We start from the raw sequence: 14,686 nt of genomic DNA, 5'->3' as shown, positions 1-14,686 counted from the left end.
CGGCCTGCACCGCTGCCTCCGGGCAGCGGGTGCTGGTCGTGACAAGGCCACTGTGATGAAATGCGATCCTTCGCTTCTTCTCCCTGCCAAGCCTGCCGTGAAATCCCGCCTGATCCGCCAACTGCTGCTGCCACCCCTGGTCATCCTGCTGATGATCGGCCTGGGCCTGGCTGGCTATCTGATCAGCGAGAGCAACGGCATCCGTAGCCTCAGCGAAAATGGCGAGCGTCAGCTGGAACTGCATGCGCGCACAGTAGAGAGCGAAATCAGCAAGTACACCTACCTACCGAGCCTGCTCGAACTGGAAGACAGCGTCTCGAAGCTGCTCACCGACCCGGATGGCGAATACCGTCAGACCGTCAACGAATACCTTGAAGGCCTGAACCGACGCAGCCGCAGCCGGGCGATCTTCGTGCTCGACACCAATGGCCGGGTGCAGGCTACCAGCAACTGGCGCGATGCCGATTCGTTCCTCGGCGAAGACCTGTCGTTCCGGGCGTATTTCCAGGATGCCGTGCGCGGTGAACCGGGGCGCTTCTACGGCATCGGCAGCACGACTGGGGAAGCCGGCTACTACCTGGCCCATGGCCTGGAAGAGCACGGCAAGATCATAGGCGTGGCCGTCATCAAGGTGCGCCTGGATACCCTCGAAGAGCGCTGGCAGCGCGCGCGACTCGAAGCCTTCGTCAGCGATGAGAACGGCATCATCATCCTGTCCAGCGATCCGGCCCGGCGGCTGAAGTCGGTTCGTCCGCTGACGCCACAAATCAAGGAGCGCCTGGCGCGCAGCCTGCAGTACTACTGGTGGCCGCTTAACGAGCTGCAACCCCTGGCCCGCGAAACACTGGCCGATGGCGTGGAGAAACTGACCTTCCCGGCCAACAGCGAAACCGCCCACGGCAAAGTCCACGAAGTGGCCTACCTGGCCCAGACCCGCCGACTGGTCGACACGCCCTGGCACTTCACCCTGCTGACCCCGCTGCAGGACCTGCGCCGTGAGTCCATGGTGCAAGGCGTCCTGGTGGCGGTGGCTTTCGCCCTGCTGGCGATTCTGGGGATCGCCTGGAACGAGCGGCGCAAGGTGATCGCCACCCGTCTGGCTGCCCGTGAAGCCCTGGAAGAGGCCAACAGCCAGCTTGAGCGGCGCATCGCCGACCGTACCGCCGACCTGCGGGCCAGCAACGAGCGGCTCAAAGGACAGATCCGCGAACGTCGCCACGCGGAACAGACGCTTCGCCATGCCCAGGACGAACTGGTCCAGGCCGGCAAGCTGGCGGCCATCGGGCAAATGTCGACCAGCATCGCCCACGAACTGAATCAGCCGCTGGCGGCACTGCGCACGTTGTCAGGCAATACCGTGCGCTTCCTCGAACGCGGTGCGCTGGAGACCGCCAGCACCAATTTGCGTACCATGAACGACCTGATCGACCGCATGGGCCGCATCACCGCCAGCCTGCGCTCGTTCGCCCGCCGTGGCGACGACCGCGGCCAGGCTTCGCTGGCCAAGGCCGTGGAAGCCTGCCTGCAGGTGCTGGGCAACCGCATCGCCGGCTGCCAGCTGCGACTGCACAGCCAGTTCGATGACCAGCAGTTGGCCATCGACCAGACCCGTCTCGAGCAGATTCTGGTCAACCTGATCGGCAACGCCCTTGATGCCATGGCCAGCCAACCGCATCCGGAACTCTGGTTGGAAGGCGAACTGCAGGACGACAAGTACCGGCTGCGAGTACGCGATAATGGCCATGGCATTGACCCCGAAACACGCAAGCACCTGTTCGAACCTTTCTTCACCACAAAACCGGGCGAACATGGCCTGGGCCTGGGGTTGACCCTGTCGGCGAGCCTTGCCGCCGCCGCCAAGGGCACCCTGAGCGTCGAGCACCCCGCCAGCGGCGGGACTGCCTTCGTGCTGGCCCTGCCCCTGGCCACGCCCCCTAGCGAATCGGCAGAGCACCCATGAACCAAGCACCTCTCACTGTCCTGATCGTCGAAGACGACCCGCATGTGCTGCTCGGCTGCCAACAGGCACTGGCCCTGGAAGATATCGCCTGCGAAGGCGTCGGCAGTGCCGAACAAGCACTGGAACGTATTGGCGATGACTTCGCTGGCATCGTCGTCAGCGATATCCGCCTGCCGGGCATCGACGGCCTGGAATTGCTGAACCGGCTCAAGGCCCGCGACCGCAGCCTGCCCGTGGTGCTGATCACTGGCCACGGCGACATCGACATGGCGGTGGGCGCAATGCGCAACGGTGCCTACGACTTCATGGAAAAGCCCTTCTCGCCAGAACGATTGGTCGATGTGGTACGCCGGGCCCTGGAGCAACGCGGCCTGTCGCGCGAGGTAGTGGCCCTGCGCCGCCAGTTGGCGAGTCAAAGTAGCCTGGAGGGACGCATCATCGGCCGTTCACCGGCCATGGAGCACCTGCGCGAGCTGATCGCCAATGTCGCCGACACTTCGGCCAACGTGCTGATCGAAGGCGAGACCGGTACCGGCAAGGAGCTGGTCGCCCGTTGCCTGCACGATTTCAGCCGCCGCCACGGCCAACCATTCGTTGCCTTGAACTGCGGCGGCCTTCCGGAAAACCTCTTCGAAAGCGAGATTTTCGGCCACGAAGCCAATGCCTTCACCGGCGCCGGCAAGCGCCGCATCGGCAAGATCGAGCATGCCAATGGCGGCACGCTGTTCCTTGACGAAGTCGAAAGCATGCCGATCAACCTGCAGATAAAACTGCTGCGTGTCCTGCAGGAACGCACACTGGAACGCCTGGGCTCGAACCAGAGCATCCCGGTAGACTGCCGGGTGATCGCCGCGACCAAGTCCGACCTCGACGCGCTGGGTCAGAGCGGCCAATTCCGCAGCGACCTGTATTACCGCTTGAACGTGGTCACCCTGGAACTGCCGCCACTGCGTGAGCGTCGCGAAGACATCCTGCAGTTGTTCGAACACTTCCTGCAGCAGTCTGCATTACGCTTCGACCGCGACGTCCCCACGCTCGACAGCCAGACCCTCTCGCGCCTGATGGCCCATGACTGGCCAGGCAACGTGCGTGAGCTACGCAACGTTGCCGAGCGCTATGCGCTGGGCCTGCCAGCGTTCAAGAAAAGCAGCAGTGGTGGCGCCGCCCAGGGCCTGGGGTTCTCCGAGGCCGTCGAGGCATTCGAGCGCAACCTGCTCAGCGATGCCCTTCAGCGCACTGGCGGCAACCTCAGCCAGGCCAGCCAGGAACTGGGCATGGCCAAGACGACACTGTTCGACAAAGTGAAAAAGTACGGCCTCGGCTGAATTCAACCTGATCTGGATATACGACGTGGACTTGGTATTCAAAGCGGCCCTGGGCGCTGGGGTCGTCGTTCTGCTGGCCATTCTTTCAAAGACCCGCAACTACTACATCGCCGGGCTGGTGCCGTTGTTTCCCACCTTCGCCCTGATCGCCCACTACATCGTGGGCAAAGGGCGTGGTGTCGAGGACCTGAAGACCACGATCCTGTTCGGAATGTGGTCGATCATTCCCTACTTCGTCTACCTGGCGGCCTTGTACGTACTGGTAGACCGGATGCGCCTTGAAGCATCGCTGGCGCTGGCGACTGTGGCCTGGTTGATGGCGGCAACGGTGCTGGTGACGGTTTGGGTGCGGATGCACTGAGGGAACCCGCGTGCCTGCGGTTCAAAGCCCGGCAATGTGCGTGACACCTTCGCGTTGCGACTGCAGGTAGGGTAGAACCGCCCCCAGCAACGGCGCCTTGAACGGCTCCTGGAACCGATGCGCCAACCCCGGTATCAGCCGTAACTGGCTGCCCTGAATGTGCGCTGCCAGATGCACACCATGCATCACCGGCAACAGCGGGTCGGCGGTGCCATGCACCACCAGCGTTGGCACCCGCAGTTGGTTGAGCAACTCGACCCGACTTGGCTCAGCGAGAATCGCCATGATCTGGCGCTTCGCCCCTTCAGGATTGAACGCCCGGTCATAGGCGGCCGCGGCCTGCTGCAACAACACCGCCCGATCATCCTGGACTTCGGGGCTGCCCAGCGCAGCCAGCAAGTCCGCCTGCTGCTCGATGGCCACTTGCCGGTTCGGCGCACTGCGACGGGCCAGCAGCTGGACCAAGGCAGGGTTCGGTGCCGGCAAGCCTGCGGCACCGGAGCTGGACATCACCAGTGTCAGGCTACGAACCCGCTCTGGCGCCATGGCCGCCATGTGCTGGGCGATCATGCCGCCCATGCTCACCCCCAGCACATGGAAATCCCCTATCCCCAGTGTATCCATCAGCCGCAAGCCATCACGCGCCATGTCGGTCAGGGTGTAAGGCGCGGCCACCGGCAAGCCAAACTTGTAACGCAGCAACTCGACCGTCAGGTTGGCCGAGGGTGGCAACTGGTTCCAGCGCGACAGGCCAACATCGCGGTTGTCGTAGCGAATGACCCGAAACCCTTGGCGACACAACGCTTGCACCACATCGTCGGGCCAATGAATCAACTGCCCACCTAGGCCCATCACCAGCAGCAAAGCCGGGTCCCTGGGCGCGCCGACGCTCTGGTACACCAGGCTCAACTCACCGATCTCAGCCCGTTGCACCGGTACCTGGGCATCGCAGCGCCCGGTGGCAAAGGTAGTCGGTACGCTGAAAACGAAGCACAAAAAGAACAAGAAGGCCCGCATGAAAGAAACACCAGAATGCATATCCCCAGTAGAGCGTGAGTCTGATGAAATCTGTTCGGGCGCGCTGCCACAGTTCGGTGACAGTTTGATGAACCCTGCTGAGCGGTCAGTACCAAAGGCCAGTCGACAGCCAGGGGCAACATGAGGGAAACTCAACTGAATCCCTTCTCAACCCAGTTTCACCCTCGGAGTCAGCCGTGCTGGAGATCCGCCACCTGAAAACCCTTCATGCCCTGCGCGAGGCCGATAGCCTGGTGGAGGCCGCCGAACGCCTCCACCTGACCCAATCGGCGCTGTCGCACCAGTTCAAGGAACTGGAGGAGCGCCTGGGCATGCCGCTGTTCGTGCGCAAGACCAAACCCATTCGCTTCACCAGCGCCGGTCTGCGCCTGCTGCAACTGGCCGACGCCACCCTACCCTTGCTGCGCGGCGCCGAACGCGATATCGCCCGCCTGGCCGGCGGTACCGCTGGGCGCCTGCACATGGCCATCGAATGCCACAGCTGCTTCCAGTGGCTGATGCCGACCATCGACCAGTTCCGCGACGCTTGGCCGGAGGTGGAGCTGGACCTGGCCTCGGGCTTTGCCTTTGCCCCTTTGCCGGCACTGGCCCGTGGCGACCTGGACCTGGTGGTGACATCCGACCCGGTGGACCTGGCCGGTATCACCTACGTACCGCTGTTTACCTACGAGGCCATGCTCGCCGTGGCCAACCAGCATCCGCTGGCCAGCAAGCCGTACATCGTGCCCCAGGACTTGATCGACCAGACGCTGATCACCTACCCGGTCGAGCGCGACCGCCTGGACATCTTCACCCGCTTCCTCGAACCGGCCGACATCGAGCCGGCGGCTGTTCGCACGTCCGAGCTGACGGTCATGATGATGCAGTTGGTGGCCAGCGGCCGTGGGGTGTGCGGCATGCCCCACTGGGCGCTGCACGAATACAGTTCGCGGGGCTATGTGAAGGGCAAGCGCCTGGGCGAGAAAGGCCTGTTCGCCACGCTCTACGCAGCGGTGCGCACCGACATGCTCGATGCGCCGTACATGCGCGATTTCCTGCTGACCGCCAAGGACACTTCGTTCGCCACCCTCGATGGGGTCAGCGCGGTGCGTTGAGGCCGTCGCGCCACAGCGGCAGGATCAGGTCGCGGGTCAGCGGAGCCAGGTCAAGCGCCGTGGCCTCCTCTGCCGAGAGCCAAATCACTTCTTCGATTTCCGCCGCCGGGGCCACAGCCTCGGCGCAGTCGACGCGGAACAGTTCGGCCTGCACTTCGAATCCAGGCTCGTTGGCAGCCGGAGCGCTGAAGCGGCCCAGGTGCACAGCGGCGTCGGGATCGACGCGCAGGCCCAGCTCTTCATGCAGCTCGCGCACCAGGGCTTGGGCCGGCGACTCGCCCGCGTCGATCTTGCCGCCAGGCTGCATGAAGGCCTGGGTTCCCCGTTTGCGTACCAACAGGGTACGGCCTTGCGGGTCGATCAGCAGGGCGGCGGCGATGCGGATGGTGTTGGACATTGAAGGGCTCGCTGAAAATAAATGCATAGGAGGGCCTGATCGCCAGCCCCTGCCAAACCCGCAGGAGCCAACTTGCCGACGATTGGGGCGCTACAGTCTACAGAAGATCAACGACGAACGGCCCCTTGCCAACCCGACGCTAACCCTCCATAACCAACACATGAACCTGCCAGCCCACCAGCACCCGGTGCTCAAGCTGTTCCATCCCGCCGTCGGCACCTGGTTCCGCCGCCGTTTCGCCACGGTCACCGATGCCCAGGCTCAAGCCTGGCCGCTGATTCATGCCGGACGGTCGATGTTGCTCGCCGCACCGACCGGCTCGGGCAAGACCTTGAGTGCCTTCCTGGCCGTACTCGACGAGCTTTTTCGCGACGGCCTTGACCGAGATGGCGCGCTGCCCGCTCACACCCAGATCGTCTACGTCTCGCCACTCAAGGCCCTGTCCAATGACATCCAGCTGAACCTGCAGGCACCGCTCGAAGGCATCGCCAAAGTCCTGGAAGAGCAAGGCCTGAAGGCACCGCGTATCACCACCGCCGTGCGCACCGGCGATACCCCGCAGAAAGAACGCACCGCCATGCGCAAGCTGGCGCCGCACATTCTGGTGACCACACCCGAGTCGCTGTACATTCTGATGGGCTCGGCCTCGGGCCGCGCAGGCCTGGCCAGTGTGCACACGGTGATCGTCGATGAAATCCACGCCTTGGCCGACAACAAGCGCGGCAGCCACCTGGCATTGACGTTGGAGCGACTGGAGGCGCTGGCCGGGCGACCGCTGCGGCGGATCGGCTTGTCGGCGACCCAGCGACCGGTCGAGCGGGTGGCGCAGTTTCTGGTCGGGCATGGGCGCCCCTGTGCGATCGTCGATGTCGGCCACGTACGCCAGCGTGACCTGGCACTGGAGGTACCACCGGTTCCCCTGGAGGCGGTGATGTCCACCGATGCCTGGGGCCTGGTCTACGATCGTCTCGCCAAACTGGCCCGCGAACACCGCACCACGCTGATCTTCGTCAACACACGGCGCCTGGCCGAGCGCCTGACCCGTCACCTCGGCGAGCGCCTGGGCAACGATGCGGTGGCCGCGCACCACGGTAGCCTGGCCAAGGAGTATCGCCTGGCCGCCGAACAACGGCTCAAGGCCGGCGATCTGCAAGTGCTGGTGGCCACCGCCTCGCTGGAGCTGGGCATCGACATCGGCGACGTCGATCTGGTGTGCCAGATCGCCTCACCCGGCTCGATCGCCGCCTTCCTGCAGCGCGTCGGCCGATCCGGGCACCAGGTCGATGGCGTGCCCAAGGGGCGGCTGTTTCCCACGTCACGGGACGAGCTGATCGAGTGCGTGGCCCTGCTCGACGGCGTGCGCCGGGGAGACCTGGATGAACTGCGAGTCCCCAAAGCGCCCCTGGACGTACTCGCCCAGCAGATCGTCGCGGAAGTGAGCAACCAGCCCTGGGCGGAGTCCGCGCTGTTCGACATGCTGCGCAAAGCCACGCCCTACGCCGAACTCGACGAGGGCCATTACCAAGCACTGTTGCGCATGCTCGCCGATGGCTACAACGGCCGACAGGGCGTGCGCAGCGCCTATCTGCACCGCGACGCGGTCAGTGGCACGGTGCGCGGGCGCCGGGGCAGCCAGCTCACCGCGCTGACCAGTGGCGGCACCATCCCCGAAACCGCCGACTATGCGGTGCTGCTCGAACCTCAGGCGCTGAACATCGGTAGCGTCAACGAAGACTTCGCCGTCGAGAGCATCGCTGGCGACATCTTCCAGTTAGGCAATGCCTCTTACCGCATTCTGCGGGTCGAACCTGGGCGAGTACGTGTCGAAGACGCCCATGGCCTGCCACCGACCATTCCATTCTGGCTCGGCGAGGCGCCGGGCCGCAGCGATGAGTTGTCTGCCGCGGTTGCCCGCCTGCAAGCCCGGGTCGACGAACGCCTGGCAATGAGTGGTGGCGATTTCCCGCCAGTGCTGCAATGGCTGCAGTCCACCTTCGAACTGGACGAAGCCTGCGCCAGCCAGCTACTCGACTACCTGGGCCGTACCCGTCAGGTGCTGGGCGCCCTGCCTTCGCAGCAGACCCTGGTGATGGAGCGTTTCTTCGACGAGTCGGGCGGCACCCAATTGATCATCCACGCGCCTTACGGGAGCCGGATCAACCGCGCCTGGGGCCTGGCCCTGCGCAAGCGTTTCTGCCGCACCTTCAATTTCGAGTTGCAGGCAGCGGCCAGCGAAGACGCTATCGTGCTGTCGCTGTCCACCAGCCACAGCTTCGAGCTCGACGACGTATGGCGTTACCTGTCCAGCCGCAGCGCCGAACACATGCTGGTCCAGGCTTTGCTCGATGCCCCTTTGTTCGGCGTGCGCTGGCGCTGGACAGCATCGGTGGCCCTGGCCCTGCCGCGCTTTGTCGGCGGCCGCAAGGTAGCCCCTCAGATCCAGCGGATGAAAAGTGAAGACCTGATTGCCTCGGTGTTTCCCGACCAGCTCGCTTGCCTGGAGAACATCGTCGGCGAGCGGCAGATACCCGATCACCCGCTGGTAGAGCAAACCCTCGACGATTGCCTGCATGAGGCCATGGACAGCGAAGGTTGGTTGGCCTTGCTGCGACGCATCGAAAGCGGCGAGGTACGCTTGCTCAGCCGTGACCTGCCGACCCCCTCGCCGCTGGCCTCGGCGATTCTCAATGCCAGGCCGTATGCCTTCCTCGACGATGCCCCGCTGGAAGAGCGGCGCACCCAGGCGGTGCTCAACCGGCGCTGGAACGCGGTGAACAGCCGCGATGACCTCGGCGCGCTGGACGCCGATGCGATCGTCAGCGTACAGGACGAGGCATGGCCACGACCGGGCAATGCCGACGAGATGCATGAAGCCTTGATGAGCCTGGGCGCCATCGGCCATGAAGAGGTCCAGGCCAACCCCAGCTGGGATTTGCTGCTGCGCCAGCTCGCCAAGGCCGGACGAGCCATGCGCCTGACCGCAGCGAAACTCTGGCTGGCGCGTGAGCGCCTGAGCCTGTTGCGGGCGCTCTATCCGGCATCCCCCCTGGAGCCGGCGCTGGACGTGCTGCCGGGCTTCGACCAGGGCATCGACCCGGACAACGCATTGAGCGAGCTGCTACGTGCCCGCCTGAGTGGCTACGGGCCGCAGACCGTGGCCCAGATCGCCGCGCCGCTGGGCCAGCGCCCTGTTGACGTCGAGCAGGCGCTAGCCCGCCTGGAAAGAGAGGGCTACGTATTGCGCGGCCACTTCACTCCTGGGGTGGACGAACCGCAGTGGTGTGAGCGGCACCTGCTTGCGCGCATCCATCGTTACACGGTCAAACGCCTGCGTCGGGAGATCGAGCCGGTCAGTTTGCAGGACTTCATGCGTTTTCTGTTCGACTGGCAGCACCTGGCAGCGGATGAACGCCTGCGCGGCCCGCAGGCCGTGGCCCATGTGCTGGCCCAACTGCAAGGTTTCCCCAGCGCTGCCGGGGCATGGGAAGCAGAGCTGCTACCTGCACGGATCAAGGATTACAGCCCGCACTGGCTCGACGATGCCTGTCGCAGCGGGCAGTTCGCCTGGAGCCGACTGGCCACGACAACGGCGAGCAACACCTTGTCCAGTACGCCATTGGTCCTGCTGCCACGCGAGCACATGAACCTGTGGCGCAGCTTGGCCCCCGAGCCTGCAGCGCAAGCACTGGGCGGGCGGGCGCAACGGGTCTTGGAGGCGCTGCGCGCGCAGGGTGCACTGTTCTTCGACGAACTGGTCGTGGAGGCCCATCTGCTGCCCAGCGAGCTGGAAGCTGCCTTGCAGGAGCTGGTGGGAGCCGGACTGGTAAGCGCCGACAGCTTCACCGGGTTGCGCAGCCTTATCACTCCGGCGGCGAAACGCGCATCGCGCAACAGCCGCCGCGGCCACTCACCGCTATCCAGCAGCATGGCCCATGCCGGACGTTGGGCGTTGCTGCGCAGAGGCAGTGGCCCGGTGGACGAAGGCCAGCGTACAGAACACGTCGCCCGCGCGCTGCTGCGCCGCTATGGGGTGATCTGCTGGCGGCTGCTGGAGCGGGAAAGCGATGTGCTGCCGCCCTGGCGTGAACTGCTGCGTTGCTATCACCGGCTGGAGGCGCGAGGGGAGATTCGGGGGGGACGCTTCATTGCCGGGCTGGCGGGTGAGCAATTCGCCTTGCCGGAAGCGATCGGTTTGCTGCGCCAGGTAAGGCGTAGAGCACTGGATGGGTCGCTGATCGTCATCAGCGCCAGCGACCCGCTGAACCTGATCGGGACGTTGCTTCCTGGGGTGAAAGTGCCCGCGGTCGCGGGTAACCGTCTACTTTATCGCGATGGCGTGCCGGTGGCGGCGCGGGTGGCTGGGCGTTATAGCTACCTGGTGGAGGGGGTAGCAGGGGAGCAGGCGGTTTGGAAGCAGAAGCTGTTGCGTGACATGGGTGGGGGTTGACTGGGATTCAGGGGGGGCTACGGGCACCAGGATGAGGTTTCTGCGCCTAGGAGATCGAGCGCCGCCCGCGCGGCGCATCGCGAGCAAGGCTCGCTCCTACGTTTGTTTTTGGCCAGTCACGTCAGTGGCAGACGCGCGCGACCGCCGAGATTGATACACACGCACTGATGGGTGCAAGTCGATCTTCCCTACAGTACAGGTCGAATTTGCCTGGCATCTAGTCAGGTAACCCCACTCATACCCTTTGGCCTTCTCGGATTTCCCGGGGTAATCCCCCGGCTAGGAAGGCCTGCCAAATGCCCCAAGGTTCCCCCGGATCCGCGCTGTCCGAGCGCGAGGTCCAGATCGCCATCGCCCCGCTGGAAACCCTGCTGCGCGAAGACCTCGGTGCCGCTGCCGCCGCCGTCGACCAGTGGCTGCAGGACATCAGCTGCGGTCTGCTCGACCTGCAATCGGTGCGTTATCACCTCGAAGCCTCGGTGCCGGTTGTGGCCAACGCCTTCGCCCTGGTGGATGCGCTGCTCGATATCGCCGAGCTGGTACGAAATCCCAGCAACGATCCGCTGCAATGGGTCAGCCTGGGCATCAACCTGATTGGCGTGGTGCCGGTTCCGCTCGGCCTGGCACGGGCGCGCATGGTGCTGCGGCCGGTGCTGCACCTGACCCGACAGAAGCTGCGGCGCAACCCCCGGGCCAACTTGGGCGCGGTGTTCCTGGAAATCCTCGAAGGCCACCTGCACGCCAACCTTCGCGGTGAGCTGGAGCACTACGTCGACGGCGCCCTCGAGCAATTGCCTGCCATGCTCGAAGCCGCCGGCCAGACCGCCAGCCAACTGTTCGGTGGGCTGGCCGGGCTGCTCAAGGACGCCGCTAGCGGCAACCTCGACGCCGAGGTCAATCATGCCCGGGCCCGCCAGCAACTGGCCCAGGTGGCGCTGTACGACTCCCTGTTCGAAGTCGACGCCTGGACCCTGGCCGCCGCGGCCCTCGCCAATGCTGGAGAAGGCCTGCTCAAGAGCGCCTACAACGGCGTTGCGCGACAGTTCGACGAAGCCTTGCCGAAACTGTTGCAGCCCCTGATCGATACCCTTGAGCGCCTGGCCGCCCGTGTTCCGCGCTTCCTCGACACGCTGGGCCAGGCCAAGCGCCAACGTGATCTCGGCTGTGGCTTCACCCTGTTCGGCTGGGACGGCGACACCCTGGCCTGGGAAAGCTCACCGCCAAGGGACGATGGCGATACCGGGCGCACGGTGCACTACCTGTATGAACCGGGCAGCTTCGTGCCGGTGGCCCAGGCCCTGCGCAAGCGCCCGATCGTGCTGCACAGGCAGCCGGATTGGCGTCAGCGGGAGTACGACTTCGATCAGGATCCGTTGTGGCAAACGACGATGCCGCCGCAGGCGTTCGATGCGATTGCCTGGTACCACTGCGATCACCTCGGCACGCCGATGGAGCTGACCGATCCGCACGGCAACGTTGCGTGGGCGGGGCAGTACAAGGCGTGGGGTGAGGTGCGGGAGGAGCGTTCGGAGTGGGCCAAGCAGGTCGGGATGAGTAACCCGATTCGCTTCCAGGGGCAGTATCACGATCACGAGACTGGGCTGCATTACAACCGTTATCGCTACTATGATCCAAGGGCTGGAAGGTTCCTGAATCAGGACCCGATCAGTTACACCGGTGGGTTCAATCTGTTTGTCTACGCACCGAACCCTGTTGAATGGATTGACCCGTTAGGGCTATGGAAAGGCCAGCCGCGGCAGGCGAATGGGCAGTTTGGTGCGGGAAAAGATCCTTCGAAACCGTGTCCGTGTAAGACGGAGGGTACCCATGGAAATAGTCATAACACTACCAAGCCAGCAATTGGATATACGCTTAGGGATCGCGATACGGGTGAAATAATGAAATATGGAGAAACCACCATGGGTACGCGGCGTTATCCAGAAAAGTATATGCGGCAAAATAATCTTGAAATGTTCAGGGAAGCATCCGGTAGTAAGAGGGAGATGCACTCTTGGCAACATGAGAAAATTCTTGAGCACAAGGCTAAAAATGGTGGGGATAGACCCCCGCTAAATAGAAGTGATTACTAGGAGGTTTTGATGGATTTCTGGATGTCAAGTGAGAAGGATGTGCAAGTAGGTGACTCAGAGAGAGCTGCTCGCAAAGCGGTAGAACCTATCATCTCTGAGTTGCTTAAAGGTGTAGACCTATCATGTGGTGCGAAACAGTGGAGTTTTATATCTATTGTTATGCCGGATGATATAGTCGAGGACTATCCGGAGGTTAAGCGCTACCATAAATCAAATAATGTTGTTGAGTTGCGTGTGCAGTTACCATTTCGTGAGTTTAAGGAGTCTGAAGGCCTTCAGCAGGCTAATCTGATGTTTGACGCTTTGGCTCGCTCTGTCGAAATGATGGGCGGAATAAAAAGTTTAAAGCTGACGGTGGACGATGCTCGTGTGCTTATGGACGCCATTGACAAGGCTCGGGCGAAGCTGAATGCATAAACATAGGGCGGCGGCAAAAACTGAGTGCAACACCTGACCAACCCGGTACAGTGTGCCTATGTCCTATCAAGAACTCAGCATCGAAGAGCGCATCACGATTCAATTTGGCCAACTCCAAGGCATGAGCCAGAGGGCTATTGCCAGGCTGCTTGATCGCAGCCCCTCGACCATTAGCCGAGCGCTTCGTCGCAACGCCCCTGAGGCGGGCCGGTACTCGGCGAGTCAGGCTCATCAGCATATGCGACACCGGCGCCTGGCTTGCCGCCCCAAGCGTAAGCTGCTGCCCGGAAGCCAACCGTTTGACCTGGTGGTTTATCTGCTGCGTAAATGCTTTTCTCCCCAGCAAATTGCCGGCAAGCTTAACGCCATGGAATTTCCGAATATTGAAGATGCATACGTCTGTCGCGAGACGATCTACAACGCCATTCATGCGCTGCCGGTGGGCGAGCTTCGCAAGGAGTTGATCATCTGTCTGCGACAGGGCAAAACCAACCGCCGCCCACGTTCTGGCGGGGTGGATCGCCGTGGTCAAATACCCGACTTGGTCAGCATTCACGTTCGCCCGCCCGAGGTGGAAGATCGCCAAATGCCAGGCCATTGGGAGGGCGACCTTATCAAAGGCAAAGCCAATGCTTCTGCGGTGGGTACGCTGGTCGAACGCAGCACAGGTTACTTGATGCTTGTGAAAATGAGCGGAGGCTGCCCACGAATCTCGCACCTTTAAAGGCCACGTTTACTCATCCCGCCTGATGTAGTCCGCATCCTACGAGTCGTGTCGAACTGCGTCTGACATATCTGGGAAGCACTTTTCCGTACTGTTCGCACCGCGACTTTTGGCGGCCGGCTGCATAAGTATTCGGTAGCGCACTACTGGGACCGGCCGGAAGCGGGACGATGGCAATACCGGGCGTACTGTGCATTACCTGTATGAACCGGGCAGCTTCGTACCGGTGGCACAGGCCCTGCACAAGCGCCCGATCGTGCTGCACAGGCAGCCGGATTGGCGTCAGCGCGAGTACGACTTCGATCAGGATCCGTTGTGGCAAACGACGATGCCGCCGCAGGCGTTCCATGCAATTGCCTGGTACCACTGCGATCACCTGGGCACGCCGATGGAGCTGACCGATCAGCACGGCAACGTTGCGTGGGCGGGGCAGTACAAGGCGTGGGGGGCGGTGCGGGAAGAATGCCCGACCGGCGTGGCAACCCAGGATTCATTGCGCCAACGCGCCCTGGTGGTGCCGGACAAGGCCCAGCGGGTGCTGAACTTCCATCACAACACACTGCGCGCCCTGGCCGAAATGCTGGCGGCGGCGGGGTTGGAGCATCCGGCCCAACTGGAAGCCAAGCACCTGGTGCGGCGCGTGTCGGCCACCGAGATCAAGCTGTTCTCGCAGATGCAGTATTCCTCAAGCCGGGGGAGCGGCTTACCGGTGAGGTGGATGGCCAGTTCTACTCGAGTATGTGGCAAATGGCACGGGCAGACAGCTTCGAGCCGCAGGGTGAAACGGTGGCTTGAGCGCTTGCGAATCGAGACCGCCCCCAATGGAAGCGGCC

Annotated in this window: 8 protein-coding genes and 4 pseudogenes; 10 read left to right on the top strand and 2 right to left on the bottom strand. The window is 63.3% G+C overall.

Features of this window, described 5'->3' with window-relative positions; translation table 11 throughout:
• Positions 1–55 precede the first annotated feature (55 nt).
• Genes aauS through IF103_RS05325 form a run of 3 tightly spaced genes read left to right on the top strand, consistent with a single transcriptional unit; the run spans position 56 to position 3,646 of the window.
• A complete protein-coding gene (gene aauS / locus IF103_RS05335; protein WP_023379006.1) occupies positions 56–1,960 on the top strand; it encodes a two-component sensor histidine kinase AauS in 1,905 nt (634 codons plus the stop codon).
• Between the two features lie 47 nt (positions 1,961–2,007).
• A complete protein-coding gene (gene aauR, locus IF103_RS05330; protein WP_238346503.1) occupies positions 2,008–3,285 on the top strand; it encodes a two-component response regulator AauR in 1,278 nt (425 codons plus the stop codon).
• Positions 3,286–3,310: 25 nt separating this feature from the next.
• A complete protein-coding gene (locus IF103_RS05325; RefSeq protein ID WP_023379004.1) occupies positions 3,311–3,646 on the top strand; it encodes a GlpM family protein in 336 nt (111 codons plus the stop codon).
• 21 nt (positions 3,647–3,667) lie between these two features.
• Here the strand turns inward: IF103_RS05325 and IF103_RS05320 are convergent, their stop codons facing one another.
• Positions 3,668–4,663, bottom strand: a complete 996-nt coding sequence (locus IF103_RS05320) for an alpha/beta fold hydrolase (RefSeq protein WP_023379003.1) — start codon at positions 4,661–4,663, stop codon at positions 3,668–3,670.
• A gap of 197 nt (positions 4,664–4,860) precedes the next feature.
• On the opposite strand from IF103_RS05320, the gene metR reads away from it, so the two are divergent.
• Positions 4,861–5,778, top strand: coding sequence for a transcriptional regulator MetR (gene metR / locus IF103_RS05315; protein WP_023379002.1), 918 nt, complete (start codon positions 4,861–4,863; stop codon positions 5,776–5,778).
• On the opposite strand, the gene IF103_RS05310 is transcribed toward metR, so the two are convergent.
• The gene (locus IF103_RS05310; RefSeq protein ID WP_023379001.1) at positions 5,762–6,175 is read right to left on the bottom strand and encodes an NUDIX hydrolase; all 414 of its coding nucleotides are present in this window, start codon (positions 6,173–6,175) and stop codon (positions 5,762–5,764) included. The genes metR and IF103_RS05310 overlap by 17 nt on opposite strands.
• Before the next feature lie 160 nt (positions 6,176–6,335).
• Between IF103_RS05310 and IF103_RS05305 the strand changes: the two genes are divergently transcribed.
• The 6 genes and pseudogenes from IF103_RS05305 to IF103_RS05280 form a co-directional block, all read left to right on the top strand.
• Positions 6,336–10,622 (top strand): DEAD/DEAH box helicase, encoded by a 4,287-nt coding sequence (locus IF103_RS05305; protein ID WP_202675918.1) that lies wholly within the window; start codon positions 6,336–6,338, stop codon positions 10,620–10,622.
• A gap of 1,130 nt (positions 10,623–11,752) precedes the next feature.
• Positions 11,753–12,361, top strand: a pseudogene (locus IF103_RS24850) (RHS repeat-associated core domain-containing protein); the annotation flags it as partial.
• A 360-nt stretch (positions 12,362–12,721) separates the two neighbouring features.
• Complete coding sequence (locus IF103_RS05295) at positions 12,722–13,129, top strand: Imm44 family immunity protein (RefSeq protein ID WP_023380392.1); 408 nt, start codon at positions 12,722–12,724, stop codon at positions 13,127–13,129.
• A gap of 58 nt (positions 13,130–13,187) precedes the next feature.
• Positions 13,188–13,823: pseudogene (locus tag IF103_RS05290) on the top strand (IS30 family transposase); the annotation flags it as partial.
• Positions 13,824–13,964: 141 nt separating this feature from the next.
• Positions 13,965–14,316 (top strand): annotated as a pseudogene (locus tag IF103_RS25310) (RHS domain-containing protein); the annotation flags it as partial.
• Positions 14,314–14,648, top strand: a pseudogene (locus tag IF103_RS05280) (FMN-binding glutamate synthase family protein); the annotation flags it as partial. The pseudogenes IF103_RS25310 and IF103_RS05280, both read left to right, overlap by 3 nt.
• Positions 14,649–14,686: the final 38 nt, after the last annotated feature.

The sequence above is a fragment of the Pseudomonas sp. SK2 genome, assembly GCF_016772395.1.
In the GTDB taxonomy this organism is placed as follows: domain Bacteria; phylum Pseudomonadota; class Gammaproteobacteria; order Pseudomonadales; family Pseudomonadaceae; genus Aquipseudomonas; species Aquipseudomonas taiwanensis.
The sequence above is the reverse complement of the archived record's forward strand: the minus strand, read 5'-3'. Positions and strand labels throughout refer to the sequence as shown.

Coding starts and splice junctions, on each gene's coding strand:
- aauS (WP_023379006.1), top strand. CDS start 56: ATGAAATGCGATCCTTCGCTTCTTCTCCCTGCCAAGCCTGCCGTGAAA.
- IF103_RS05320 (WP_023379003.1), bottom strand. CDS start 4,663: ATGCGGGCCTTCTTGTTCTTTTTGTGCTTCGTTTTCAGCGTACCGACT.
- IF103_RS05310 (WP_023379001.1), bottom strand. CDS start 6,175: ATGTCCAACACCATCCGCATCGCCGCCGCCCTGCTGATCGACCCGCAA.
- IF103_RS05305 (WP_202675918.1), top strand. CDS start 6,336: ATGAACCTGCCAGCCCACCAGCACCCGGTGCTCAAGCTGTTCCATCCC.
- IF103_RS05295 (WP_023380392.1), top strand. CDS start 12,722: ATGGATTTCTGGATGTCAAGTGAGAAGGATGTGCAAGTAGGTGACTCA.